27 protein-coding genes are annotated in these 20903 nt (G+C 60.1%); 6 read left to right on the top strand and 21 right to left on the bottom strand.

The features are described from left to right. Nucleotides 1-56: 56 nt before the first annotated feature. Nucleotides 57-392, bottom strand: coding sequence for an NADH-quinone oxidoreductase subunit NuoK (nuoK, locus tag LJY25_RS13945; protein WP_227608968.1), 336 nt, complete (start codon nucleotides 390-392; stop codon nucleotides 57-59). A gap of 201 nt (nucleotides 393-593) precedes the next feature. On the opposite strand from nuoK, the gene LJY25_RS13950 reads away from it, so the two are divergent. The 4 genes from LJY25_RS13950 to LJY25_RS13965 all read left to right on the top strand — a co-directional run bounded on the left by LJY25_RS13950 (nucleotide 594) and on the right by LJY25_RS13965 (nucleotide 3607). Next, entirely contained in the window at nucleotides 594-1196 is a 603-nt protein-coding gene (locus LJY25_RS13950) for an RNA polymerase sigma factor (protein ID WP_227608969.1), read from the top strand. 118 nt (nucleotides 1197-1314) lie between these two features. Then, nucleotides 1315-1713: a DUF1682 domain-containing protein gene (locus LJY25_RS13955; protein WP_227608970.1), complete on the top strand. Its 399-nt coding sequence runs from the start codon at nucleotides 1315-1317 to the stop codon at nucleotides 1711-1713. A 153-nt stretch (nucleotides 1714-1866) separates the two neighbouring features. Further along, nucleotides 1867-2448, top strand: a complete 582-nt coding sequence (locus LJY25_RS13960; protein ID WP_227608971.1) for a DUF1003 domain-containing protein — start codon at nucleotides 1867-1869, stop codon at nucleotides 2446-2448. A gap of 130 nt (nucleotides 2449-2578) precedes the next feature. Continuing rightward, nucleotides 2579-3607 carry a zinc dependent phospholipase C family protein gene (locus tag LJY25_RS13965; RefSeq protein WP_227608972.1) on the top strand — a complete coding sequence of 343 codons (1029 nt, stop codon included), beginning with the start codon at nucleotides 2579-2581 and terminating at the stop codon, nucleotides 3605-3607. 40 nt (nucleotides 3608-3647) lie between these two features. Here the strand turns inward: LJY25_RS13965 and LJY25_RS13970 are convergent, their stop codons facing one another. The 20 genes from LJY25_RS13970 to LJY25_RS14065 form a co-directional block, all read right to left on the bottom strand. Beyond that, on the bottom strand, nucleotides 3648-4073 hold the full coding sequence (locus LJY25_RS13970) for a hypothetical protein (RefSeq protein ID WP_227608973.1): 426 nt from the start codon (nucleotides 4071-4073) through the stop codon (nucleotides 3648-3650). A 246-nt stretch (nucleotides 4074-4319) separates the two neighbouring features. Continuing rightward, nucleotides 4320-4838: an NADH-quinone oxidoreductase subunit J family protein gene (locus tag LJY25_RS13975; RefSeq protein ID WP_227608974.1), complete on the bottom strand. Its 519-nt coding sequence runs from the start codon at nucleotides 4836-4838 to the stop codon at nucleotides 4320-4322. Nucleotides 4839-5020: 182 nt separating this feature from the next. After that, a complete protein-coding gene (locus tag LJY25_RS13980) occupies nucleotides 5021-5611 on the bottom strand; it encodes a NuoI/complex I 23 kDa subunit family protein (RefSeq protein WP_227608975.1) in 591 nt (196 codons plus the stop codon). A gap of 7 nt (nucleotides 5612-5618) precedes the next feature. Next, entirely contained in the window at nucleotides 5619-6716 is a 1098-nt protein-coding gene (nuoH, locus tag LJY25_RS13985) for an NADH-quinone oxidoreductase subunit NuoH (RefSeq protein WP_262908805.1), read from the bottom strand. Nucleotides 6717-6807: 91 nt separating this feature from the next. Then, entirely contained in the window at nucleotides 6808-7815 is a 1008-nt protein-coding gene (locus LJY25_RS13990; RefSeq protein ID WP_227608976.1) for a 2Fe-2S iron-sulfur cluster-binding protein, read from the bottom strand. Nucleotides 7816-7862: 47 nt separating this feature from the next. Beyond that, entirely contained in the window at nucleotides 7863-9203 is a 1341-nt protein-coding gene (gene nuoF, locus LJY25_RS13995) for an NADH-quinone oxidoreductase subunit NuoF (RefSeq protein WP_227608977.1), read from the bottom strand. 27 nt (nucleotides 9204-9230) lie between these two features. Next, nucleotides 9231-9809 (bottom strand): NADH-quinone oxidoreductase subunit NuoE family protein, encoded by a 579-nt coding sequence (locus LJY25_RS14000; protein ID WP_227608978.1) that lies wholly within the window; start codon nucleotides 9807-9809, stop codon nucleotides 9231-9233. 53 nt (nucleotides 9810-9862) lie between these two features. Continuing rightward, entirely contained in the window at nucleotides 9863-10156 is a 294-nt protein-coding gene (locus LJY25_RS14005; protein ID WP_227608979.1) for a HepT-like ribonuclease domain-containing protein, read from the bottom strand. Beyond that, entirely contained in the window at nucleotides 10140-10439 is a 300-nt protein-coding gene (locus tag LJY25_RS14010) for a nucleotidyltransferase family protein (RefSeq protein WP_227608980.1), read from the bottom strand. The genes LJY25_RS14005 and LJY25_RS14010 overlap by 17 nt, the downstream gene beginning before the upstream one ends. Nucleotides 10440-10453: 14 nt before the next feature. Further along, entirely contained in the window at nucleotides 10454-11644 is a 1191-nt protein-coding gene (locus tag LJY25_RS14015) for an NADH-quinone oxidoreductase subunit D (RefSeq protein WP_227609218.1), read from the bottom strand. Between the two features lie 181 nt (nucleotides 11645-11825). Then, nucleotides 11826-12392, bottom strand: coding sequence for an NADH-quinone oxidoreductase subunit C (locus LJY25_RS14020; protein WP_227608981.1), 567 nt, complete (start codon nucleotides 12390-12392; stop codon nucleotides 11826-11828). A 99-nt stretch (nucleotides 12393-12491) separates the two neighbouring features. After that, a complete protein-coding gene (locus tag LJY25_RS14025; protein ID WP_317206601.1) occupies nucleotides 12492-13049 on the bottom strand; it encodes an NADH-quinone oxidoreductase subunit B in 558 nt (185 codons plus the stop codon). Between the two features lie 78 nt (nucleotides 13050-13127). Continuing rightward, nucleotides 13128-13523, bottom strand: a complete 396-nt coding sequence (locus LJY25_RS14030; RefSeq protein WP_227608982.1) for an NADH-quinone oxidoreductase subunit A — start codon at nucleotides 13521-13523, stop codon at nucleotides 13128-13130. A gap of 249 nt (nucleotides 13524-13772) precedes the next feature. Next, a complete protein-coding gene (pruA, locus tag LJY25_RS14035; protein WP_227608983.1) occupies nucleotides 13773-15443 on the bottom strand; it encodes an L-glutamate gamma-semialdehyde dehydrogenase in 1671 nt (556 codons plus the stop codon). Nucleotides 15444-15453: 10 nt separating this feature from the next. Continuing rightward, nucleotides 15454-15885 carry a hypothetical protein gene (locus LJY25_RS14040; protein WP_227608984.1) on the bottom strand — a complete coding sequence of 144 codons (432 nt, stop codon included), beginning with the start codon at nucleotides 15883-15885 and terminating at the stop codon, nucleotides 15454-15456. An 18-nt stretch (nucleotides 15886-15903) separates the two neighbouring features. Further along, nucleotides 15904-16452, bottom strand: a complete 549-nt coding sequence (locus LJY25_RS14045) for a nucleoside/nucleotide kinase family protein (RefSeq protein WP_227608985.1) — start codon at nucleotides 16450-16452, stop codon at nucleotides 15904-15906. 96 nt (nucleotides 16453-16548) lie between these two features. Beyond that, nucleotides 16549-16986, bottom strand: coding sequence for a DUF3592 domain-containing protein (locus LJY25_RS14050; protein ID WP_227608986.1), 438 nt, complete (start codon nucleotides 16984-16986; stop codon nucleotides 16549-16551). 46 nt (nucleotides 16987-17032) lie between these two features. Further along, the gene (locus LJY25_RS14055) at nucleotides 17033-17725 is read right to left on the bottom strand and encodes a YjjG family noncanonical pyrimidine nucleotidase (protein WP_227608987.1); all 693 of its coding nucleotides are present in this window, start codon (nucleotides 17723-17725) and stop codon (nucleotides 17033-17035) included. 134 nt (nucleotides 17726-17859) lie between these two features. Next, entirely contained in the window at nucleotides 17860-18177 is a 318-nt protein-coding gene (locus tag LJY25_RS14060) for a (2Fe-2S) ferredoxin domain-containing protein (RefSeq protein ID WP_227608988.1), read from the bottom strand. A 32-nt stretch (nucleotides 18178-18209) separates the two neighbouring features. After that, nucleotides 18210-18617 carry an ArsR/SmtB family transcription factor gene (locus LJY25_RS14065; RefSeq protein WP_227608989.1) on the bottom strand — a complete coding sequence of 136 codons (408 nt, stop codon included), beginning with the start codon at nucleotides 18615-18617 and terminating at the stop codon, nucleotides 18210-18212. Between the two features lie 145 nt (nucleotides 18618-18762). Between LJY25_RS14065 and LJY25_RS14070 the strand changes: the two genes are divergently transcribed. Further along, on the top strand, nucleotides 18763-19413 hold the full coding sequence (locus LJY25_RS14070; RefSeq protein WP_227608990.1) for a carboxypeptidase-like regulatory domain-containing protein: 651 nt from the start codon (nucleotides 18763-18765) through the stop codon (nucleotides 19411-19413). Nucleotides 19414-19506: 93 nt separating this feature from the next. After that, nucleotides 19507-20895, top strand: coding sequence for an NAD(P)/FAD-dependent oxidoreductase (locus LJY25_RS14075; protein ID WP_227608991.1), 1389 nt, complete (start codon nucleotides 19507-19509; stop codon nucleotides 20893-20895). Nucleotides 20896-20903 lie beyond the last annotated feature (8 nt).

Below are 20903 nucleotides of genomic sequence, written 5' to 3' on the forward strand. Positions count from 1 at the left end.
TCCAACATCAGCACGCGAGATTCCTCGGCAAGCTCAGCATGACGCTCTGGTTATCATTACCACTTCAAGCGGTTAAGCAGGTTGACGTCGGTATTCTGGAAGTTGCGGTAGATCATCACGATAATGCCCAGGCCCACCGATACTTCGGCGGCGGCCACGGCCATGATGAAGAACACGAAGATCTGCCCGTTGGGGTCGGAGCGGTAGGCCGAGAAGGCCGTCAGCAGCACGTTCACCGCGTTCAGCATCAGCTCTACGCACATGAAAATGATAATGGCGTTGCGCCGGGTGAGTACGCCGGCCACCCCGATACAAAACAGGGCAGTGGCAAAAAAGACGTAGTACTCCAGCGGGACGGTCCGGATTACCTCCGGAATAGTGCTCTGTTCCATGCAATGGGGTCAGCGGACAAGGCAAAGCCCGGCCAGGGTTTAGCCGGGGTGAATTAGCTGGCAAAGGTATCCTGAAAATCGGGAAATCCACACGGAAAAGTACTGTTGACCCGCTCCCGGTACCTGGCCCGGAAAGCGGCTCGAAAGAGGGTGACAACTATTTTAAAGTATTTTTCCGCCGTGTCCGTCTGCTCTCTCAGAATGGAAGCACTAGCCTTACCCTTATTACCCACGGTCGTGATGACAGGACAGGACCGGCAGATTCAGCAGGCCGTGCAGGAGCAGCGCGGCCGCCTGCTGGCCTTCATCCGCCGCCGCGTACCCGACCCCGCCGACGCCGAGGACATCCTGCAGGATGTGTTCGGGGAGCTGGTGGAAAGCTACCGGATGCTCAAGCCGGTAGAGAAAGTAGCCTCCTGGCTTTTCCGGGTAGCCCGCAACCGCATCACCGACCGGTACCGCAAAAAGAAGCCCGCTTCGCTGGAAGATGAGATGCTGCGCTACGCCGATGCCAACGAGGAAGGCGCCCTGCTGCTGGCCGACGTGCTGCCCGCCGCCGACGACGCCCCCGAAAACCGCCTGCTGCGCGAGACGCTGATGGACGCGCTGGCCGAAGCCCTGGAGGAACTGCCCAAAAACCAGCGCGACGTATTCGTGTGGCACGAGCTGGAAGGGCGTAGCTTTAAGGAGCTGGCCGAGGAAACCGGCGTACCGCTCAAAACCCTGATTTCCCGCAAGCACTACGCCGTGCAGCACCTGCGCCAGCGCCTGCATGCCCTCTACACGAATCTGTTTACTGATTGATTATTGTTGACTGATACTTGTTGACGGCTGATTTTCCATCGTCCGCAGCAGGCAGCAACCAACAATCAACATCCAGCAATTAACAATCAGCAGCCAACCTCAGCATCAATAGCAAAAAATGAACACTAACTCCCGGCTGCTGCGCGGCCTTAAAATAGCCTTCTTTGGCGCCCTGTTCGTGGTTGTCGCGGGCTTCGTTACGATGAGCCTGTGGAACTGGCTGGTGCCCGAGCTTTTTCACGGCCCGGTACTGAGCTTCTGGCAGGCCCTGGGCTTGCTGGCGCTTTCCCGCCTGCTGCTGGGCGGCTTCCGCGGGGGCACCGGCCGGCACCGCTGGGGCCGGGCCAAGTGGAACCAGCACCAGGCCGAGTGGAAGCAGAAGATGGAATCCCGCCTGGCCGGCATGACGCCCGAAGAGCAGGAGAAATTCCGTGAGAAGATGCGCGCCAGCTGCGGGCCCGCCTGGATGCGCCGGGCGGCCGAAACACCAACCGCCAGTGCCCACCCCGCCGACTAGCCGTGTCGGGCTACCGCCGTCATGTTTTCCGGAAGCGGCTCCCTGAAAGGGGAGCCGCTTTGCGTTAGGGCAGGCCGGTCGGGCGAAAGCAAGACTACTGTGCAGCTGCGTTTTTTCGAAGCCTCGTATACGGCCCGTACCTAGTAAAGCTCCATGACTATTCCCGGCTCTCCTCCCGGCTCTCCCACTCCGGCCTTTTCTGGCATGGCCCAGGTGGTGGAGCGCAATATCGAGGCCCTGCTGCTGCGGCAGCGCGAAGAAGAAAAGCAGAAAACCTGGCAGGACCGGATGGCCGACCGCGTCACGACCTTTACCGGCAGCATGACCTTTGTGCTGATTCACCTGGTGTTCTTCGCCGGCTGGATTCTCTGGAACGTGGGCTGGCTGGGCCTGAAGCCCTTTGACCCGTCCCTGGTTATCCTGGCGATGGAAGCATCCGTCGAGGCCATCTTCCTGTCCACGTTCGTGCTGATCAGCCAGAACCGCATGGCCGCCCTGGCCGACAAGCGCGCCGACCTGAACCTGCAGGTAAGCCTGCTCAGTGAGCACGAGATAACCCGGCTGATTGTGCTGGTGCAGGCAATGGCCCACAAGATGGACGTGCAGGAGTCCCAGGACCCGGAAATATCCGAGTTGGCCCAGGACGTGCACCCCGAGCGCGTGATGGACACCATCGAGCAGCAACAGCAGCGGCTAAGCCCGGACGGGCAGATGGGGGCAGGGCATACGGACTAAGATGAAGCTAAACCAGCTGCGACGGAGCCCGGCCCGGTGGAGTTTTGGCGGAATGACTTTGTTGCTAGCTGCCCGGTACGGACCTTTACGGTAACTGCGCTACCCACACCACGCGCCTTCAACCCGCTCCATGACTTTCACAACCCGTCCTTTCCACCGCTGGCTGCTCGCCGGGGCTTTGGTTCTGCTTGCGCCCACGCTGCTCCACGCCTGGGGTACCTGGGCCCATCAGCGCATCAACCGCGCCGCCGTGCTGGCGTTGCCCGAGCCCATGCGCACGTTCTTCTTCAACCACCTCGACTTCGTGGTGCAGGAAGCCATTGTACCCGATCTGCGCAAGTACACCCTCAACGACAAGGCTGAGTTTCCGCGCCACTTCATCGACATCGAGGAGTTCAACACCCCGCTGGCGGAGATGCCCCGCACGTCTACGGAAGCCTACGCGAAGTTTGACGCCGCCACGCTCGACAAGCACGGCCGCCTGCCCTGGTACATCCAGGACGTGATGGCCAAGCTGACCCAGGCCATGAAAACCGGGCGCAAGGACGACATCCTGTTCCTGGCCGCCGACCTGGGCCACTACCTCGGCGACGCCCACATGCCCCTGCACACCTCCAGCAACCACGACGGACAGAAAACCGGGCAGCGCGGCATCCACGCCCTGTGGGAGTCGCAGGTGCCCGAGCAGTTCGGCCGTCCCTACAACTTCAACGTGGGCGAGGCCAAGCTGATTGCCGACCCGGTGGCCGAAACCTGGCGCATCATCAGCCAGAGCCACGCCGCCGCTGATACTTTGCTGTCCATCGACAAGAAGCTCCGCACCGAAACGGCCGCCGCCCAGCTCTACGAAGTTGATGCTGCCGGCAAGCCGAAGAAGAACGTGTTCAACAGCAACATCCACGCCCGGGCCTACGCCGGCAGCTACCACACCGCTCTCAACCACATGGTGGAGCGGCAGATGCGCGGCGCCATCCGGGCCACGGCCAACTTCTGGTACACCGCCTGGGTAAACGCCGGCAAGCCCGACCTCACCAAGCTCGACGCTGAGTACACCACCCGCAGCAACGCCAAAAACCTGAAAGCCGAGCTCAAGCAGCTCAAGAAAGGCCAACTCGTCGACATGAAAACCTTCCCCGAGTTCGAAGGCACGACGTATTAGTAGGTTGAATTCGTTGTAGTTGTAAGCGGCTCCTGATTATTCAGGAGCCGCTTTTTTGTTTGCGGTAGCGTTTCTTGAGCTGCCCTTGCCAGGATGTTACAAGTGTGCCCTGTTGATATCCTATCAGTACGGTGTAGTCTATAGACTTGAAAGCAGCGACATTGGGCAAGTCCAGGATGCTTCCTTCTGGCGCTATTCTGTATCTGATATTCAGATCAGCATATTCCACATCCTCTACTTGATAGTCGCCTTCTCTTGCTATTGATAGAACCTTGCGAAAATTAGTAAGTCGCCCAACCGACACAGTTGCTCCGGGCTGTAGGCGCCACCCTTGAATCTGAGTTATCAGGATGCCTTTATACCCGGTATCAATAGTTAACTCCAGGGTATCATTTGCAGGGATAAACGGCAGTAACAGGAAGCCGGCACTATCGCGAAGAGCGTAGGTTTTGGTGCGGGACTTCAAGGCCACATCCTTGGCTTGTACCCTGAGGTGCCTCTTCTTATTATTTACGTATCGGTTTATAACTAGCACCGGATTCATCTTGGTACTCTCAGTCAATTGGGCATTCTGGCAGTTTGCAGCCACGCTATACAAATAACCAAGGAGTAGTGTAACCGAAAATCTCATTTTCGAGGTAACTCAGCGAAATGTAAAAAAGCGGCGCCTGATGCTTCAGACGCCGCTTTCGTTTCTTTGGGAGGATGCTGCTTAGAAGTTCCGCTCGCCCACTTCGCGCTTACCCAGCATCACGGCCCCAACCATGGCGGCCAGGAACAGTACTGAGGCCAGCTCGAAGGGCAACAGGTACTTCGTGTACAGGATCATGCCCAGCTGGCTGACCATGCCGATCTGGGAGTTGAACACCCCCGCGTTGTAGGTTGTGCCGGGCTGCACGTCACGCAGGGCGGCCACCATCACGACCAGCAACAGTCCGCCGGCTACCGCCGCGGCTACCTTCGACAAGGCCGATTTGTGGGGCTCGGTGTCGGCGTTCAGGTTCAGGAACATAATCACGAACAGGAACAGCACCATGATGGCGCCGGCGTACACGATGATGTTGACGGCGGCCAGAAACTGCGCGTTCAGAATCAGGTAGTGCCCCGAGAGCGAGAAGAACGTCAGGATCAGGAACAGCACGCTGTGCACCGGGTTTTTGGCCAGAACCACGCCTAGGGCCGAGAACAGCGCCACAAACGACAAAAAGAAGAACAGGGAAGAAGAAGGCATCGGCGGAAAGCTACTGCTGAATACTAGGAAACTAGTTCCCCTCCTCAGCTGAGGAGGGGTTAGGGGTGGTTGACAATCGTTGAACGATGTTAAGAGCAAAAGCCAAAGGTCGTTCTGACGATTAAACCACCCCGCCCTTCGGGCACCCCTCCTTGAAAATAAGGAGGGGAATTGACGTTCGGCTAGGCCAGCTGCCCGCTGGTTTTCTGGCGGAGGGCTTCGGCCTGCTCGGGCGTGAGCTGGATGCCGCGTATCGAGCGGGCGTCCGGATCGACGGGCTCCACGAGGCGGTCCTTGCCGTAGATAAACTCGTCGCGCTCGAAGCGGGGCGGGGCCATCTTGTCGGGCTGCAGGTATACGGCGGCTTTCGGACAGGCTTCCTCGCAGAGGCCGCAGAAGATGCAGCGCAGCATGTTCACCTCGTAGCTGACGGCGTACTTTTCCTCGCGGTAGAGGCCTTCCTCGCCTTTCTTCCGCTCCCCGGCCACCATCGTAATGGCTTCGGCGGGGCAGGCCACGGCGCAGAGGCCGCAGGCGGTGCACCGCTCCCGCCCGGCTTCGTCGCGCTTGAGCACGTGCAGGCCGCGGAAGATAGGGGAGAAGGGGCGCTGCTCCTCGGGGTAGCGCACCGTCACCTGCTTTTTGGTAGCGGCCCGGAAAAAGTGCCGCATCGTGATGCTAAGGCCCTGGAAGATGGCCGGCAGGTAAGCCCGCTCGGCCAGCGTCATCGGCTTGGCTTCCAGCTTTTTCGCTCTATTGCTTAAGGACTGCATAGTAGAATTACTTAATGACGCCAAAATCGATGACCCCGGCCAGCAGCAGGCCGCCGGTGAGCAGGATGTTGAAGATGGCCAGGGGAATCAGGATGGTCCAGCCCAGGCGCATCAGCTGATCGTAGCGGAAGCGGGGCAGGGTCCAGCGCACCCACATGAAAAAGAAGATGAAGGCAAAGATCTTCCCGAAAAGAGCCAGCAGACCAAGCACCGAAATCAGGTTCTGGGCCGAGGCCAGCTCCCAGGCCTGGTTGCTCACCAGCCAGTCGCGCAGCTCGTACTGGAACGGGAAGTTGAAGCCCCCGAAGTAGAGCACGCTCATCACGGCCGAAGCCACGAATATGTTAACGTACTCCGCGAACAGGTAGAGGCCCATCTTCATGGAGCTGTACTCGGTGTGGTAGCCGCCCACCAGCTCGGTTTCGCACTCGGGCAAGTCGAAGGGCGTGCGGTTGGTTTCGGCAAAGGCGCACACCAGGAAGATGATAAAGCCCAGGGGCTGCTTGACGATGTTCCAGAAGTGCCACTCCCCGGCCGCCGACTGCTGCAGCGTAATGTCACGCAGCGACAGGCTGCCCGAAATCATCAGAATGGCAATGAGCGACATGCCCATGGCCAGTTCGTAGCTGATGTTCTGGGAGCCGGCCCGGATGGCGCCGAGCAGGGAGAACTTGTTGTTGGAAGCCCAGCCGCCAATCATCACGCCGTACACGCCGAGGGACACGATGCCGAAAATCCACAGCATGCCGATGTTAACTTCGATGCCTTGCAGGTTAAAGACGTTATTGCCGAACTGAATCACGTTGCCGAACGGAATTACCGCCGACGACATCAGCGCCGTAATCATGGCCAGGCAGGGGCCCATAATGAACAGGGCGCGGTTGGCGCCGGCCGGGAAAAACTCTTCCTTCGTGAACAGCTTCACGGCGTCGGCCAGGGGCTGCAGCAGGCCGAACGGGCCGGCGCGGTCCGGACCTACGCGGTCCTGCAGAAAGGCCGCAATCACGCGCTCGGCATAGGTGCAGTAGGTGGCAATCAGCAGCGACACGCCGAATACGACGAGGATTACAATGGATTGCCAGCCGAGGGTTGGTAGTTCAATCATTTTAGTGGTCAGTTGTCAGTGGTTCGTTGTCAGTTGTAGATACTAGTTGATGGTCGTCCAAGCCTGACAACCGACAACTAACAACTGGCAACTAGTTACCCAAACGCATGGGAGGGTTTTGTTCGAGGTCCCGGGTGCTGCTTTCGGGCAGGTCGGCGACGATGGACTGGTTGAGCACCGGCAGCTCGTAGTGGTTGGCCGAAATCACCGACGACCGGTCGATGTGGGCCGGGCCTTCGATGGTCCAGTCCGACGTCTCCTTTTTGTCGAAGCGGCAGGTGTTGCAGATCCACTCTTTCACCTCGCCGTACTGGTCTTTGCGGGCTGTTACGCGCAGCACGTCCTTGCCTTTGTACCACAACACCACGTTGCCGCAGCACTTGGGGTTCTCACAGTCGCGGTGGGCGTTTACCGGCTTGGTAAACCACACCCGCTGCTTGAAGCGGAAGGTTTTGTCGGTCAACGCGCCCACCGGGCACACGTCGATGACGTTGCCGCTGAACTCGTTGTCGATGATGTTCTCGATGTAAGTGCCGATTTCGGCGGCGTCGCCCCGGCCCAGCACGCCGTGCACGCGCTGCTCGGTGAGCTGATCGGCGGTATACACGCAGCGGTAGCATAGGATGCAGCGCGTCATGTGCAGCTGAATCAGCGGGCCGATGTCGATTTTCTCGAAGGTGCGGCGCTCCTCTTCGTAGCGGGTGGTGCTCACGCCGTGCTCGAAGGCGAAGTTCTGCAGGTCGCACTCCCCGGCCTGGTCGCACACGGGGCAGTCCAGCGGGTGGTTGATGAGCAGCATCTCCACGATGCCCTTGCGCACGTTCAGGACCTGCTCGGAAGTCGTGTTCTCGACCACCATGCCGTCCTGCACGGGCGTCACGCACGAGGCCACAAGCTTGGGCATGGGGCGCGGGTCCTTGGCCGAGCCGGCGGCTACCCGCACGAGGCAGGCACGGCACTTGCCGCCCGAGCCTTTCAGCGGGGTGTAGTAGCACATGGCCGGGGGCACGATGCCGCCACCGATAGCGCGGGCTGCGTTGAGGATGGTGGTTCCGTCCGGAACTTCCACCTCGATGCCGTCAAAAGTTATTTTAGCCATTATTCAAAGCTTCCTAAGGGCGGAAGAGAAAGGTCAGTTAGTGCAAATTAAGCCAGTACTGCTTTGCCGGGAAACACCGCGCCGGGGCGGGTGGCTTCCTGGGGGTAGCGGATGTGCCACTCAAACTCCTCGCGGAAGTGCCGAATGGCGGCCGAAACCGGCCAGGCCGCTGCTTCGCCCAGCGGGCAGATGGTGTTGCCTTCGATCTGCTTGGCCACGCTAGCCAGCACGTCGATGTCGCGCTCACTGCCGTGGCCGTGCTCGAGGCGGTGCAGGATTTTCTCCAGCCAGCCCGTACCCTCGCGGCAGGGTGAGCATTGCCCGCACGACTCGTGGTGGTAGAAGCGGCTGAAATTCCAGGTGTTGCGCACGATGCAGGTCGTGTCGTCCATGGCGATGAAGCCGCCCGAGCCGAGCATAGTGCCCGTCACGAACCCGCCGTCCGACAAGGATTCGTAGGTCATCAAGCGGTTTTCACCGGCGGCGGTTTTCAGGATCAGCTCCTTGGGCAGAATCGGCACCGACGAGCCGCCGGCTACGACGGCCTTCAGGTCCCGGCCTTTCCAGATGCCGCCGCAATACTCATCGGAGTAAATGAATTCCTCGACGGGCACGCCCAGCTCGATTTCGTAGATGCCGGGCTTGTTGAGGTGGCCGCAGGCCGAAATCAGCTTAGTGCCGGTGCTCTTGCCCACCCCGATTTTGGCGTACTCGTCGCCGCCGTCGTTCACGATGGGTACCACCGCGGCAATGGACTCCACGTTGTTCACCACCGTGGGGCGGGCGTAGAGGCCCTGCACGGCGGGGAATGGGGGCTTGTTGCGCGGGTTGCCGCGCTTGCCTTCGAGCGACTCCAGCAGGGCCGTTTCCTCGCCGCAGATGTAGGCGCCCCCACCGGGGTGCACGTACAGGTCGAGGTCGTAGCCGGAGCCAAGAATGTTCTTGCCCAGGAAGCCATTGGCATACGCTTCGGCAATAGCCTTTTCCAGGATGCGCAGCACGTACAAAAGCTCACCGCGGATGTAGATGTACGAGGTGTTGGCGCCCAGCGCGTAAGAGCTCGTAATCATGCCTTCCACCAGCAGGTGGGGCAGCTTCGACATCAGCTGCCGGTCCTTGAAGGTGCCCGGCTCGGATTCGTCGGCGTTGCAGACAAGGTAGCGCGGCACGCCTTCGGGCTTGGCCAGAAAGCTCCACTTCATGCCCGTGGGGAAGCCGGCGCCGCCGCGGCCCCGCAGGCCCGACTTTTTCACCTCTTCCACCACCTCGTCGGGGGTCATGGTCTTGATGGCCTTCTCCACCGAGCGGTAGCCGCCGTGCTTGCGGTACACCTCGAAGGTATCGATGCCTTCAACGTTGATATGTTCGGTCAGCAGTTTGCGTCCCATAGTGTCTGAGCGGTTAGCTGAAAGCGGTTAATTGTTGGCTACGGCGTTGGGCAGGCCTTTTTCCTCCCAGGGCAGGGCGGGGCGATGCACCATGTTGCGCAGCTCCGAGAGCATGGCGTTTACCGATGCTTCGGTGTCGAGCTGCTCGTAGTATTTCTCGCGCACCTGCACCACGGGAGCAAAGCCGCAGGCGGCCAGGCATTCTACCTCTTTCAGAGTGAACAGGCCATCGGCCGAAGGTCCGCCGCCGACTTTGGCGCCGGTGATGCGCTCCAGCTCCAGGGTCAGCTCGTCGGAGCCGCGCAGCTGGCAGGGGCCCGTGCGGCAGATTTCCAGCACGTGCTTGCCCACCGGCTTGAGGTTGAACATGGTGTAGAAGGTCGAAACCTCGTACACCTCGATCGGCTTCACGCCCAGCACCTCGGCCACCAGATCCTGCACCTCGGGGGCCACCCAGCCACCGAACTCGGCCTGGGCAATGTGCAGCACCGGCAGCATGGCCGACTTGCGGCGCTCCGCCGGGTACTGCTTACAGATACGGTCTATTTCAGCTTTGGCCGCCTCCGAAAACTGGGGCTTCGGGGGGGAGTCAGTTGGGAAGCTCATTAAGTAAGGGAGTTTAAAAGTTGCTGCAGCTGGTTCCGCAAAGTAGGAATGTCCTAGCGGATGATCTGCCACAGGGCCTTTTCGTCAATCGTGTCGTAGTTGTGGACCAGAACGTGTCGGAGGCCGATTATTTTTTGCCACTCGACGGCCGGGTGCTGCCGGCGAAATTCCAGGGTGAGCTTACTGGCCGCTTCGCCAATAATTTCGGTAAGCTTGACGAAGGCAAAAAATCGATAGTCCCCGTCAGGCAGCGCTCCATGCGGCAGGGTTTGGTAAGCTTGACTGATTTGGTTGGCAGCATCCAGCATATGCTCCAGCCGCAAATGGTCGCTAAGCGGCTTTTTCATAGATGGGCTGCAAGTCAGGTTCAATGGTTCGGGCAAAGCGGCTGTCGGGCTTCAGACCTGACACGACGTCGACCTTTTTGCCGAGCAGCCCGGTCAGGTATTCTCGCCAGAGGAAAAAGTCCAGCGCGTTGAGGTGCTCATAATCCAACTCAACCAGCAAGTCTACGTCGCTTTGTTCATCAGCCTCACCGCGGGCGTAGGAACCAAACAGATAAGCCTTCAGCACGGGCTGCGTGCGGAAGAACGTCCGGATGGTTTCCAACTGCTGGTCGGTGAGGTGCATTGTAAGGTTTTGGATTACGCGTCGAGCTCCCCGGCAATTACGTTCATCGACGACAAGGTCACGATGGCGTCGGAGAGGCTGCTGCCCACCACCATTTCGGGGTAAGCCTGGTAGTAGATAAAGCAGGGGCGACGAAAGTGCAGGCGGTAGGGCGTGCGGCCCCCGTCGGAAATCAGGTAGAAGCCCAGCTCCCCATTGCCGCCTTCCACCGAGTGGTACACCTCGCCTACCGGCGCTTCAATCTCACCCATGATGATCTTGAAGTGGTAGATAAGGGCCTCCATGTTCTTGTACACCGCCTGCTTGGGGGGCAGGTAGTAGTGCGGAGCATCGGCGTGGTAGGGGCCTTCGGGCAGGTTTTCCAGCGCCTGGTTGATGATGCGCAGGCTCTGCCAGATTTCCTCGTTGCGCACCATAAACCGGTCGTAGGTGTCGCCCTTGGTGCCCACCGGAATTTCAAACTCGAAGTCCTCGTAGCTGGAGTAAGGGTTCATGGCCCGCACGTCGTAGTCGACGCCGGCCGCGCGCAGGTTGGGGCCCGTAAAGCCGTAGTTCAGGGCTTTTTCCGCCGTAATCGGGCCCACGTTCACGACGCGGTCCATGAAGATGCGGTTGCGGTTGAACATGGATTCAAACTCCTTCATCACGGCGGGGAAGGTCTTGAGCCAGTCGCGCAGCTTCTGGATGGCTACGTCGGAGAAGTCGCGCTCCATGCCGCCCACGCGGCCCATGTTGGTGGTGAGGCGGGCGCCGCAGATTTCCTCGTAAATCTCGTACACCTTTTCCCGCTCCTGAAACACGTACAGGAAGCCCGTAAAGGCCCCGGTGTCCACGCCCAGAATCGAGTTGCAGATCAGGTGGTCGGTGATGCGGGCCAGCTCCATGGCAATGACGCGCATGTACTGGGCGCGCTTGGGCACCGTCACGCCGAGCAGCTTCTCTACCGTCATGTGCCAGCCCATGTTGTTGATGGGTGATGAACAGTAGTTCATCCGGTCGGTGAGGGGCGTAATCTGGTAGAAGGGCCGGCGCTCGGCAATCTTCTCAAACGCCCGGTGGATGTAGCCGATGGTAGGCACGCCGGAGATAATCCGCTCCCCGTCCATCTGCAGGATATTCTGGAAAATGCCGTGCGTAGCCGGGTGCGTCGGGCCCAGGTTAAGGGTCGTCAGCTCCTGCGAAAAGTCGTTGAGCGTCGGGACCATGCCGCTGTTCTGCTGCTGCTCCCGGGCTTCCTGGATGATCTTGCTAGTGCCTTCCAGCGTGTCGTTTACTGCCATGGTGGGTAGTAGGTAATAGGTAGTTGGTAGTAGGAGCAGAAAAACTCTTTGAGCGGGCTGCCGGGTAGTACGTTATACTACCAACTACCCAATACCAACTGCCAATTTATCGTCCGAAGAAAAGGTCGGTTTTGTCTTCGCGGGTACCGTCTTCCAGCGCGTATTCGCGGCGCATGGGGTGGTAATCCATGTCTTCCACATTCAGGATGCGGATCAGGTTGGGGTGGCCCGTGAAGATGATGCCGAAGAAGTCGTAGGCCTCACGCTCCATCCAGTTCGCCGTGGCGTACAGGTCAGTTAGCGTAGGCACGACGGGGTCGGCAATCGGGAAGAAAATCTTGATGCGCAGCCGGATGTTGTTTACCAGGCTGTGCAGGTGGTAGATCATGCCCAGTTCCTTGCCCTCCTGCTCGGGATAGTGAATCCCGCACATGGTGGTCAGGAAGTGGAGCTGCAGCTCCTGATCCTGCTGCAGGCCGGCAATGATTTCGTGAATCCGCTCCCGGGTAGTGGTTACCGTCAGCAGGCCGTAGGGCTCCTCCACGTCCGTGAACGTGTCGGCGCCGAACAGACGCTGTAGCAAGGCCAGCAGCTGGGCGTTCTTTGCCGTTGCCGGGTCCTGGATAGCCGCCCCTTCCTGGGCCGCTGCGGATTCTTCGGTGTGTTCAGCCATTCTGTTTGAAGGAGCTAGGAGGTAGGAGTCAGGAGCTAGAATGTCGAAATAAAGGCAGTCAGAACGACTCCTAACTCCCCGCTTCTATCTCCTAACTCCTTACTTAATATTATAAGATGCCAGCAGCGCCTGGTATTCGGGGGCGTTGCGGCGACGGATGGATTCGGTACGGGCCAGGTCCTGGACGCGCATCAGGCCGTCGAGCACCTGCTCGGGGCGGGGCGGGCAGCCGGGCACGTACACGTCGACCGGGATGATGCGGTCGATGCCCTGCAGCACGGAGTAGGAGTCGAAGATACCGCCCGAGCAGGCGCAGGCACCCATGGCCAGCACCCAGCGGGGCTCAGCCATCTGCTCGTACACCTGCTTCACGATGGGCGCCATCTTCTTGGCGATGGTACCCATCACCATCAGCAGGTCGGCCTGCCGGGGCGAAAACGACGGACGCTCCGAGCCGAAGCGGGAGATGTCGTAGTGGGAGCCCATGGTCGCCATAAACTCGATGCCGCAGCAGGAAGTGGCGAAGGGCAGGGGCCAGAGGGAGTTGGCGCGGGCCATTCCCACGACGGTTTCCAGGGAGGTAGCAAAGAAGCCAGCACCCTCAACGCCCTCAGGGGCATCGACCATCTTTATTTCAGGAACACGAATATCGCTCATCGGAATTGTCGTTTTGGAGGGAGGATTTTCCCTATTTCCGAACACCGGCCGGCCGGCAAAAGTTTGCTGGAAACGGACTTAGGCGTGGGTGCCGGTCCACTTCAGGATGCCTTTCTTGATGACGTAGACAAACCCCGCCATCAACAAAGCCAGGAACACAATCATCTGTACAAAGCCGTCCCAGCCCAGGGCGCGAAAGTTCACGGCCCAGGGGTACATGAAGATTACCTCCACGTCGAACAGCACAAACAGGATGGCCGTGAGAAAGTATTTGATGGAAATCGGGGTGCGGGCATTGCCCACCGACTCGATTCCGCACTCAAAGGAAGAGTCCTTCACGGTGCTGCGGCGCTTGGGGCCCACGAGGTGAGACACCACCATGGCAAAGGCTACGAAGGCAATGGCCAGGCCAAACTGCACCACAATGGGCAGGAAGTCAACCGGCTGGTAGTTAGTAGTGGCAGCGAGAAGCATAGGATTAAACGATTAAAGGCCCATCGAAATGGGCGTTGGAGGGCAAAGGTAGGGCTTCAGGGGTTGGGAACAAAGGTTAGGGGCGGTAGGGTCCGCAATGGCGGATAATTGAGAGAAAAGCCACTCCCAGCAGGTAGAGTGCGTGGGCTCCGTACTGACCTGCTATAGGGTACTGGGTAGAAATAAGTAAGCAAGAAAAAAGGCCGCTCCGGATACCCGGAACGGCCTTTTTTAACCTATTCGAAAAGCTTAGAAGCCGCCCTGACCGGTTACGTTCAGGTTTTCGCCGTTTTCCACGCCCAGGAAGGGGTAGCGGTAGTCCGTCACGGGTACGAAGGTTTCCTTGATGGCGCGGGGCGACACCCAGCGCAGCAGGTTCAGCAGCGAGCCGGCCTTGTCGTTGGTGCCGGAAGCGCGGGCGCCGCCGAAGGGCTGCTGACCGACCACGGCGCCGGTAGGCTTGTCGTTGATGTAGAAGTTGCCGGCCGCGTTCAGCAGCTTTTTCGAAGCCAGGTCGATGGCGTAGCGGTCCTGGGCAAAGATGGCGCCGGTGAGGGCGTAGGGCGAAGTCGAATCCACCAGCTCCAGCGTCTGCTCAAACTGGTTGGCATCGTAGACGTGCACCGTGACGACGGGGCCGAACAGTTCCTCGCACATGGTCACGTACTTCGGGTCCTTGGTCACGATGACGGTAGGCTCCACGAAGTAGCCTTTCGACTTGTCGTAGCCACCGCCGGCCACAATTTCGGCGTTCGGGTCGGCCTTGGCGCCGTCGATGTACTTGGCGAGCTTGTCGAACGAGGCTTCGGTGATGACGGCGTTGATGAAGTTCGAGAAGTCCTCTACGTCGCCCATCTTAAACGAGGCCAGGTCTTCCTTCACGTAGCCCAGGATTTCGTCGGCGAGGTTGCTCGGCAGGTACACCCGCGAAGCCGCTGAGCATTTCTGGCCCTGGTACTCAAACGCGCCCCGGCTGATGCCGACGGCCACGGCCTTGGCGTGGGCCGAGGGGTGCGCTACGATGAAGTCCTTGCCGCCGGTTTCGCCCACGATGCGCGGGTAGCTCTTGTAGAGGTGGATGTTCTGGCCGATGGTCTTCCAGATGTTCTGGAACACGCCGGTGGAGCCGGTGAAGTGAATGCCGGCAAAGTCGCGGTGGGAGAAGATAACGTCGCCGGCAGTGGGGCCGTCGACATACACCAGGTTGATGACGCCGTCGGGCACGCCGGCTTCCTTGAACAGCTCCATCAGCACCTGGGCCGAGTAGATCTGGGTGTTGGCGGGCTTCCACACCACCACGTTGCCCATCATGGCCGCCGAGGCGGGCAGGTTGGCGGCAATGGACGTGAAGTTGAAGGGCGTGAGGGCAAACACGAAGCCTTCGAGCGGACGGTGCTCCAGGCGGTTCCACATGCCCGGCTGGCTTTCCGGCTGCTGCTTGTAGATTTCCTGCATGAAGAACACGTTGAACCGGAAGAAGTCGATCAGCTCGCAGGCCGCGTCGATTTCGGCCTGGAAACAGTTCTTGCTCTGGCCCAGCATGGTGGCGGCGTTGACGCGGGCGCGGTAGGGGCCGGCCAGCAGCTCGGCCGCTTTCAGAAAGATGGAGGCGCGGTGTTCCCAGGGCATGTTGGCCCAGTTCTCGCGGGCCGCCAGCGCCGCGTCGATGGCCTGCTGGACGTGGGTTTTGTCGCCCTCGTGGAAAAAGCCCAGCACGTGCTGGTGGTCGTGGGGCGGGGTGATGTTTTTGGTGTTGCCGGTCCGTACTTCCTGCCCGCCGATGTGCATCGGGATATCGCGCTGCTGCTGCTTGAGCTCCTTGAGCATCTTGCGCAGCTCGATCCGCTCCTTGGAGTCGGGCGCGTAGCCTTTGACGGGTTCGTTGATGGGGGTGGGGACGTTGAAAAATCCGTTAGCCATGAGTCTGTTTTTAGGAAGTGGTTTTTCGTGGTGGGAGTGGGAAGGGCAAAGGTAGAGAGGCCCCGGCTAATGGGCGTAGTGGCGGGTCGAATTGCAGAACGGCCCAGTTGTTAAGGGGAGCCAAGACCCATTTGCCCGCCACCTGTTGCAACTCGTCTATTTTCTTTCCTTTTCGATTAATGAGGTAGGCCGCGGGCATGCTTGGCCGGGCTGCGGCATAATGCAGAATAACCGTGTCGCCGAGCACCTGAAAGCGGCCAGTACCCGATGCAGCCGGCAAAAACAACTGAAAATCTCCGTCTTTATACAGACTCAGTCCCCATTGCCCGGCGAAATTATCGGCGTACGCCGACAAAATCATCGGCCTTTCCGGCTTAAGAAGCTCGTACGCCAGCAAGCCGATAAGCAGCCCCAGCGGAATCAGCAGCCATCTTCGGGTCATAAGCAAGGGGGCAGATGACTACAGCCGCGCCAGCAGCTCGCGCACCTGCGCTTCAAGCTCAGCATAGGTGCCGGTATTGTGCAGCAAGGCGGCAAACTGCTCATAGGTGTCCATGACCGTTTCGCTGGGGTGGTTGTCGTCGCGGGTGCCGTCGCCCTGCTGCTTGAGCGGGTCGCCTTCCACGCGCAGCATCACCCCGCCCCGGTCGAGGATAGGCTGGGCCTCGTTGGGAAACCGCACGTCGGGCACAATCACAAACGAATCGGCCGGCAGGCGAGCGAAAAAGGCCTGCACCCAGATTTCGTAGTTCCACGCCCGCAGCGCGGCGCCCACCTGCTGCAGCATTTCGCCCCGGGTGCGGCCGAAGGCCGGCAGCAGCTCGGTTTTGCCGGGCTGGGTGTAGTAGGGCGCAATGTCTTCGCCGGCCAGAGTAGCGCACACGGCCTTGATGGCGTCGCCAAAGGAGAGAACCTGCCAGTTGCGCTCCGGCTGAAGCTGCCGGATCAGGCGGGCCACCGTGTCTTTGCCGCTGCCGCGCTTGCCGGAGAGGCCTATAATCTGAATCATGGGAAAGGAGAAACGCAGAGCCCGGCGCGGCCGGATTCTGTCCGCGAAGAGTACGAAAGCGGCAAAGGTAGTTCGGTCCCCGGTTGCCGGCCCCACCTACGCGGCCCGCGGGGTCCGGTTACGCGCCAGGCTCAGCAAACCAAGCAGCGCCAGCCCAACGCCTACCACGCCCCCGCCGAGCGGAATCAGGTACCAGGGGTTAAACCAGGGCGCCCCCGCCCGGCGCACCGACAGCGGCTCGGTGGGGTCATAGCTGATGGAAACCGTTTCGCCCGGCCGGGCGGCGGCATACCGCTCCTTGCTTACACTCAGCCGGGCTTCGGCCGGCTGCCCCCTGCGGGGCGAAAACTGCAAAAGCAAAAAGTAGTCGGGCCCGCTGCGCCCCCCGCTCTGGGAGTACTTGCCGGTAACCCGGGCCGGCACCACCGGGCCGTGGGCGGTGCGGTAGTCGCTGCGGAGCACCAGCCAGCCCAGTACCAGCAGCATGGCCCCGATGCTGCCCGTGGTCAGGATAAACAGGAGGGTTTGCTTCATGGCCGGGCGCGGAATGGTGCAACGGCATAATATCGGAAAATCCAGCTTACAGGATATCCTTTAGCTCGCTCAGGCAGCTGATTTCGTAGGTGGTCTGGGCGAAGTGCCGCCGCTTGCCGGGGTTGAAATACACCTGATCGAGGCCGGCGTTATAGGCACCCAGCACGTCGCACTCCAGGTTGTCGCCAATCATCAGGCTTTCCCCGGCCCGGGCGCCGGTCAGCTGCAGGGCGTAGTCGAAGATGCGGCGGTCGGGCTTGAGGAAGCCGCCGGCGCACTCCGAGGTAATAATTTCCTGGAAGTAGTGCGTGAGGCGGGAGGAAGTGAGCTTGATGTGCTGGATGTCCTTGAACCCGTTGGTAATCAGGTGCAGCGTGTACTTGGCCTGCAGGTAGTCGAGCACGTCGTAGGTAAAGGGAAACACAGCCGCCTTCCGGGGCAGGATGTCGGTAAACTGCCGGGAAATGTCAGCCGGTACGTCGGCTTCGGCTACGCCCAGCCTGGCCAGGGTGCGCACGAAGCGCACCTCGCGCAGCTGCTGCTGGGTGATTTTGTTGTTCTGATACAGCCGCCACAGCGCGTGGTTGATGTCGCTGTACACCCGGATAAAATCCTCGACGCTGATGCCGAACCGGCCGAGGTCGTGCTGCTCAAACAGCGTACGGAGCGTCTCGTCGGCATTCTTCTCGAAATCCCAGAGCGTGTGGTCGAGGTCAAAAAACAGGTGGCGGTATTTCAAGGGAGCTGGAAGTTAGGAGCTGGGAGACAGGAGGTCATGGCGCGGCACGAATTCATGCGTCCTGGGAAATGAGCGGGGCATCCGACAGCTGGTTGCCTGCAATTATTAATTACTCATTGTTAATTCTTAATTAATTATCCCTCAATCACCAGCTTCTTTACAACCCGGCCTTCGCCCAAGTGTTCGTGCACGATGTCGGCGGCGTCTTTGGGCTTCACGTTGCCGTAGAAAATGCCTTCGGGGTACACGACCAGGGCGGCGCCGGGGCCTTTCTTGCAGTTTTTGCACACGTCGAGGCAGTTGCAGGTCTGCACCCGGTTGCGCCGCTTCTCACCCTTGACCGTCACGCTTTTCAGGCCCTGCTTCTTGATTTCAATTTTCAGGGCTTTGGCCACTTCCCGGCCGACTTCGGATTTCTGATTGGTGCAAACGAACAGGTGACGGTCAACCACGGCGGGAAAAGGTTAGCAGGTTAATGGCAGAATCAGCTGGCGGCGCGGGTGTCGAGGTTGCCGGTCCAGCGGCGGTTCTGCAGCTTGTACGCAGCCAGCTCCCGGTTCGACCACAGCGTCTGGTACACCTGCTGGTCGCGCACGAGCTGGGGGTCTTTTTCCATGTAGCCCAGCAGCTGCTGAACCAAGTCGATGCCTTCGTCCTTTAGAAAGTAGAAGATCCAGTTGTCGAGCCGTCGGAAGTTTACCAGTCCGGCATTCTTCAGGTACAACAACTGGCGCGAGGTCTTGGTCTGGGTGAAGTCCAGCACCTGTTCCAGGTCGGAGATGCACATTTCCTGATTCCGCAGGAGCAGATGCAGGATGCGCACCCGCGACTCGTCGCCGAAAGCTTTGAAGAGTTGCTGACCGAATGCAACGTTGAAGTGTTTTAGGCGCATCTTTTGTTTAGCCGGCAGGCGAGGGGCCGCCCGCGGGCAGAACAAATTTACACTGCTGCCGCCTTCAGCCCCCGAAACTGCCGTATTATTGTATTCTGTAATGTCCTGTATGTCTGGAAGAGTCTGTTTTCGCTCCTTGTTCGCTATGCTGGCTCTGGTGCTGGCTGGGGTGCTGCTGGCTCCTTCCGGCGCCCGGGCCCAGGGGCAGCGGCGCGTCGTCCAGTTTACGGGCATCATCGCTACCGGCGACAGTCTGCTGGGCGTACCCGGGGCCACCGTGTTCGTACCCAAGGCCGGGCGCGGCACCGCCACCAACGCCTACGGCTACTTTTCTCTGCCGGTCCTTACCGGCGACAGCATCGTGATTCGCTCCCTGGGCTACCGTAACCAGACGGTGATAATTCCCGAAAACTACCCGCGGCAGAGTTACTCCGTCATTGTCCAGCTCAAGGAAGACGCTACGGTGCTGCCCGAAGTGCGGGTCTTTCCCTATGCCACCGAAAAAGCTTTCAAGGAAGCTTTCCTCGCGTTGCGGCTGCCCACCGAGCGGGGCACCCGCACGGCCGAGAACCTGAACGAGCAGATCATGCGGCGCATCTTCCACAACGCCCCCGTTACCAGCATGGGTAACTACCGGCAGACGATGGAGATGCAGCAGGCCGACCAGAACCGCCGCATGGGCATGGCGCCCACGCCCTATACCAACAACCCGCTGTTGAACCCTTTCAGCTGGCTTAAGCTGATTCAGCAGGTGAAAGACGGGGAGTTTAAGAAGAAAGAGGGCGTAGATTACTAACTAGCGCCGGCAAGCGCGACAGTAGCGCTCAGGCAACCACAAGCGCCCTTTTGGGGTAAAGCGGGTGTTTGCCCTTCTCCTTTCCTCCGCGCTATGGATACCAATCTCCCCGCTAGCTCCAATCCCCGGGTTGTCATCATCGGGTGCGGCTTTGCCGGCCTCAGGCTCGCCAAAGAGCTGCGCCACCAGCCCGTGCAGGTCGTCGTCATCGACCGCAACAACTACCACAACTTCCAGCCCCTGCTGTACCAGGTAGCCACCGGCGCCCTGGAAGCCGACAGCATCGCCTACCCGATCCGCAAGATCTTTGCGGGCCAGAAGAACTTCTTCTACCGCATGGCCGACGTGCAGCGCGTCGACCCGGCCAATAACATGGTGCAGACCAGCGTGGGCGACATCCGCTATGACCACCTGGTCCTGGCAACCGGCTCGCTCACCAATTTCTTCGGCATCGAGAGCATCGAGAAGAACGCCATGCAGATCAAGAGCATCCCAAATGCCCTGAACCTGCGCAGCTTTATCTTTCAGAACTTCGAGAAAGCCCTGCTCACCGAGAACCCCGAGGAAAAGCAGGCTTTGATGAACATTGTGGTGGTGGGCGGCGGACCTACGGGCGTGGAAATCAGCGGTTCCCTGGCCGAGATGCGCCGGCACGTGCTGCCCAAGGACTACCCCGAGCTCGACCTGGAGCGCATGCAGATTTTCCTGGTCGAAGCCGGAGCCGAGCTGCTGGGGCCGATGTCGAAAAAGTCGCAGGCCGATGCGCTGCGCTACCTGAACGAGCTGGGCGTGAACGTGCGCCTGAACACGTCGATCAAGAAGTTTGAGAACTGCCGGGCCTACTACTCCGAAACCGAGTTTATCCCGACCGAAAACCTGGTGTGGGCCGCCGGCGTGAACGGGGCTGCCGTACCCGGCCTGCCCGACGAGGTGGTGGCCCGCAACAAGCGCATCACGGTAAACCTCTGGAACCAGGTGCAGGGCTACGACAACATCTTCGCCATCGGCGACGTGGCCAACATGGTAACCGAGGAGATGCCCCGGGGTCTGCCCATGCTGGCGCCCGTAGCCCAGCAGCAGGCCGAGCATCTGGCCAAAAACTTCGAGCGCCTGCGCCGGGGCGAGCAGCCGTTGCCGTTTGTGTACACCAACAAGGGCGTGATGGCCATCGTGAGCCGCAACAAGGCTGTGGTGGATTTGCCCAAGGACGTGCACTTCAACGGCATCTTCGGCTGGCTGACCTGGCTGTTCGTGCACCTGATGACGCTCGTGGGCTTCCGCAACAAAGTGGTGGCGCTGGTCGACTGGGCCTTCAGCTACTTCAGCTCCGACCAGGCGTTGCGCCTGATTATCCGCCCCTTCAGCCGCCGCGATGTGAAAGACGACCAAGGCAAGAAAAAGGCCGAGCACATGACCGCTACGCCCGAGTACAACCCCACGCCCCCGGCTATTCAGACGCCGGCCACGGAGGTGAGAGGGTAGCACCACGA

Origin of the sequence: Hymenobacter translucens (assembly GCF_020685205.1) — a bacterium.
Classification (GTDB): Bacteria; Bacteroidota; Bacteroidia; order Cytophagales; family Hymenobacteraceae; genus Hymenobacter; species Hymenobacter translucens.

What these genes read in the sequence shown, in the direction of transcription:
- nuoK (WP_227608968.1), bottom strand. Translation starts at nt 392, where the DNA reads ATGGAACAGAGCACTATTCCGGAGGTAATCCGGACCGTCCCGCTGGAG.
- LJY25_RS13950 (WP_227608969.1), top strand. Translation starts at nt 594, where the DNA reads ATGGAAGCACTAGCCTTACCCTTATTACCCACGGTCGTGATGACAGGA.
- LJY25_RS13955 (WP_227608970.1), top strand. Translation starts at nt 1,315, where the DNA reads ATGAACACTAACTCCCGGCTGCTGCGCGGCCTTAAAATAGCCTTCTTT.
- LJY25_RS13960 (WP_227608971.1), top strand. Translation starts at nt 1,867, where the DNA reads ATGACTATTCCCGGCTCTCCTCCCGGCTCTCCCACTCCGGCCTTTTCT.
- LJY25_RS13965 (WP_227608972.1), top strand. Translation starts at nt 2,579, where the DNA reads ATGACTTTCACAACCCGTCCTTTCCACCGCTGGCTGCTCGCCGGGGCT.
- LJY25_RS13975 (WP_227608974.1), bottom strand. Translation starts at nt 4,838, where the DNA reads ATGCCTTCTTCTTCCCTGTTCTTCTTTTTGTCGTTTGTGGCGCTGTTC.
- LJY25_RS13980 (WP_227608975.1), bottom strand. Translation starts at nt 5,611, where the DNA reads ATGCAGTCCTTAAGCAATAGAGCGAAAAAGCTGGAAGCCAAGCCGATG.
- nuoH (WP_262908805.1), bottom strand. Translation starts at nt 6,716, where the DNA reads ATGATTGAACTACCAACCCTCGGCTGGCAATCCATTGTAATCCTCGTC.
- LJY25_RS13990 (WP_227608976.1), bottom strand. Translation starts at nt 7,815, where the DNA reads ATGGCTAAAATAACTTTTGACGGCATCGAGGTGGAAGTTCCGGACGGA.
- nuoF (WP_227608977.1), bottom strand. Translation starts at nt 9,203, where the DNA reads ATGGGACGCAAACTGCTGACCGAACATATCAACGTTGAAGGCATCGAT.
- LJY25_RS14000 (WP_227608978.1), bottom strand. Translation starts at nt 9,809, where the DNA reads ATGAGCTTCCCAACTGACTCCCCCCCGAAGCCCCAGTTTTCGGAGGCG.
- LJY25_RS14005 (WP_227608979.1), bottom strand. Translation starts at nt 10,156, where the DNA reads ATGAAAAAGCCGCTTAGCGACCATTTGCGGCTGGAGCATATGCTGGAT.
- LJY25_RS14010 (WP_227608980.1), bottom strand. Translation starts at nt 10,439, where the DNA reads ATGCACCTCACCGACCAGCAGTTGGAAACCATCCGGACGTTCTTCCGC.
- LJY25_RS14015 (WP_227609218.1), bottom strand. Translation starts at nt 11,644, where the DNA reads ATGGTCCCGACGCTCAACGACTTTTCGCAGGAGCTGACGACCCTTAAC.
- LJY25_RS14020 (WP_227608981.1), bottom strand. Translation starts at nt 12,392, where the DNA reads ATGGCTGAACACACCGAAGAATCCGCAGCGGCCCAGGAAGGGGCGGCT.
- LJY25_RS14025 (WP_317206601.1), bottom strand. Translation starts at nt 13,049, where the DNA reads ATGAGCGATATTCGTGTTCCTGAAATAAAGATGGTCGATGCCCCTGAG.
- LJY25_RS14030 (WP_227608982.1), bottom strand. Translation starts at nt 13,523, where the DNA reads ATGCTTCTCGCTGCCACTACTAACTACCAGCCGGTTGACTTCCTGCCC.
- pruA (WP_227608983.1), bottom strand. Translation starts at nt 15,443, where the DNA reads ATGGCTAACGGATTTTTCAACGTCCCCACCCCCATCAACGAACCCGTC.
- LJY25_RS14040 (WP_227608984.1), bottom strand. Translation starts at nt 15,885, where the DNA reads ATGACCCGAAGATGGCTGCTGATTCCGCTGGGGCTGCTTATCGGCTTG.
- LJY25_RS14045 (WP_227608985.1), bottom strand. Translation starts at nt 16,452, where the DNA reads ATGATTCAGATTATAGGCCTCTCCGGCAAGCGCGGCAGCGGCAAAGAC.
- LJY25_RS14050 (WP_227608986.1), bottom strand. Translation starts at nt 16,986, where the DNA reads ATGAAGCAAACCCTCCTGTTTATCCTGACCACGGGCAGCATCGGGGCC.
- LJY25_RS14065 (WP_227608989.1), bottom strand. Translation starts at nt 18,617, where the DNA reads ATGCGCCTAAAACACTTCAACGTTGCATTCGGTCAGCAACTCTTCAAA.
- LJY25_RS14070 (WP_227608990.1), top strand. Translation starts at nt 18,763, where the DNA reads ATGCTGGCTCTGGTGCTGGCTGGGGTGCTGCTGGCTCCTTCCGGCGCC.
- LJY25_RS14075 (WP_227608991.1), top strand. Translation starts at nt 19,507, where the DNA reads ATGGATACCAATCTCCCCGCTAGCTCCAATCCCCGGGTTGTCATCATC.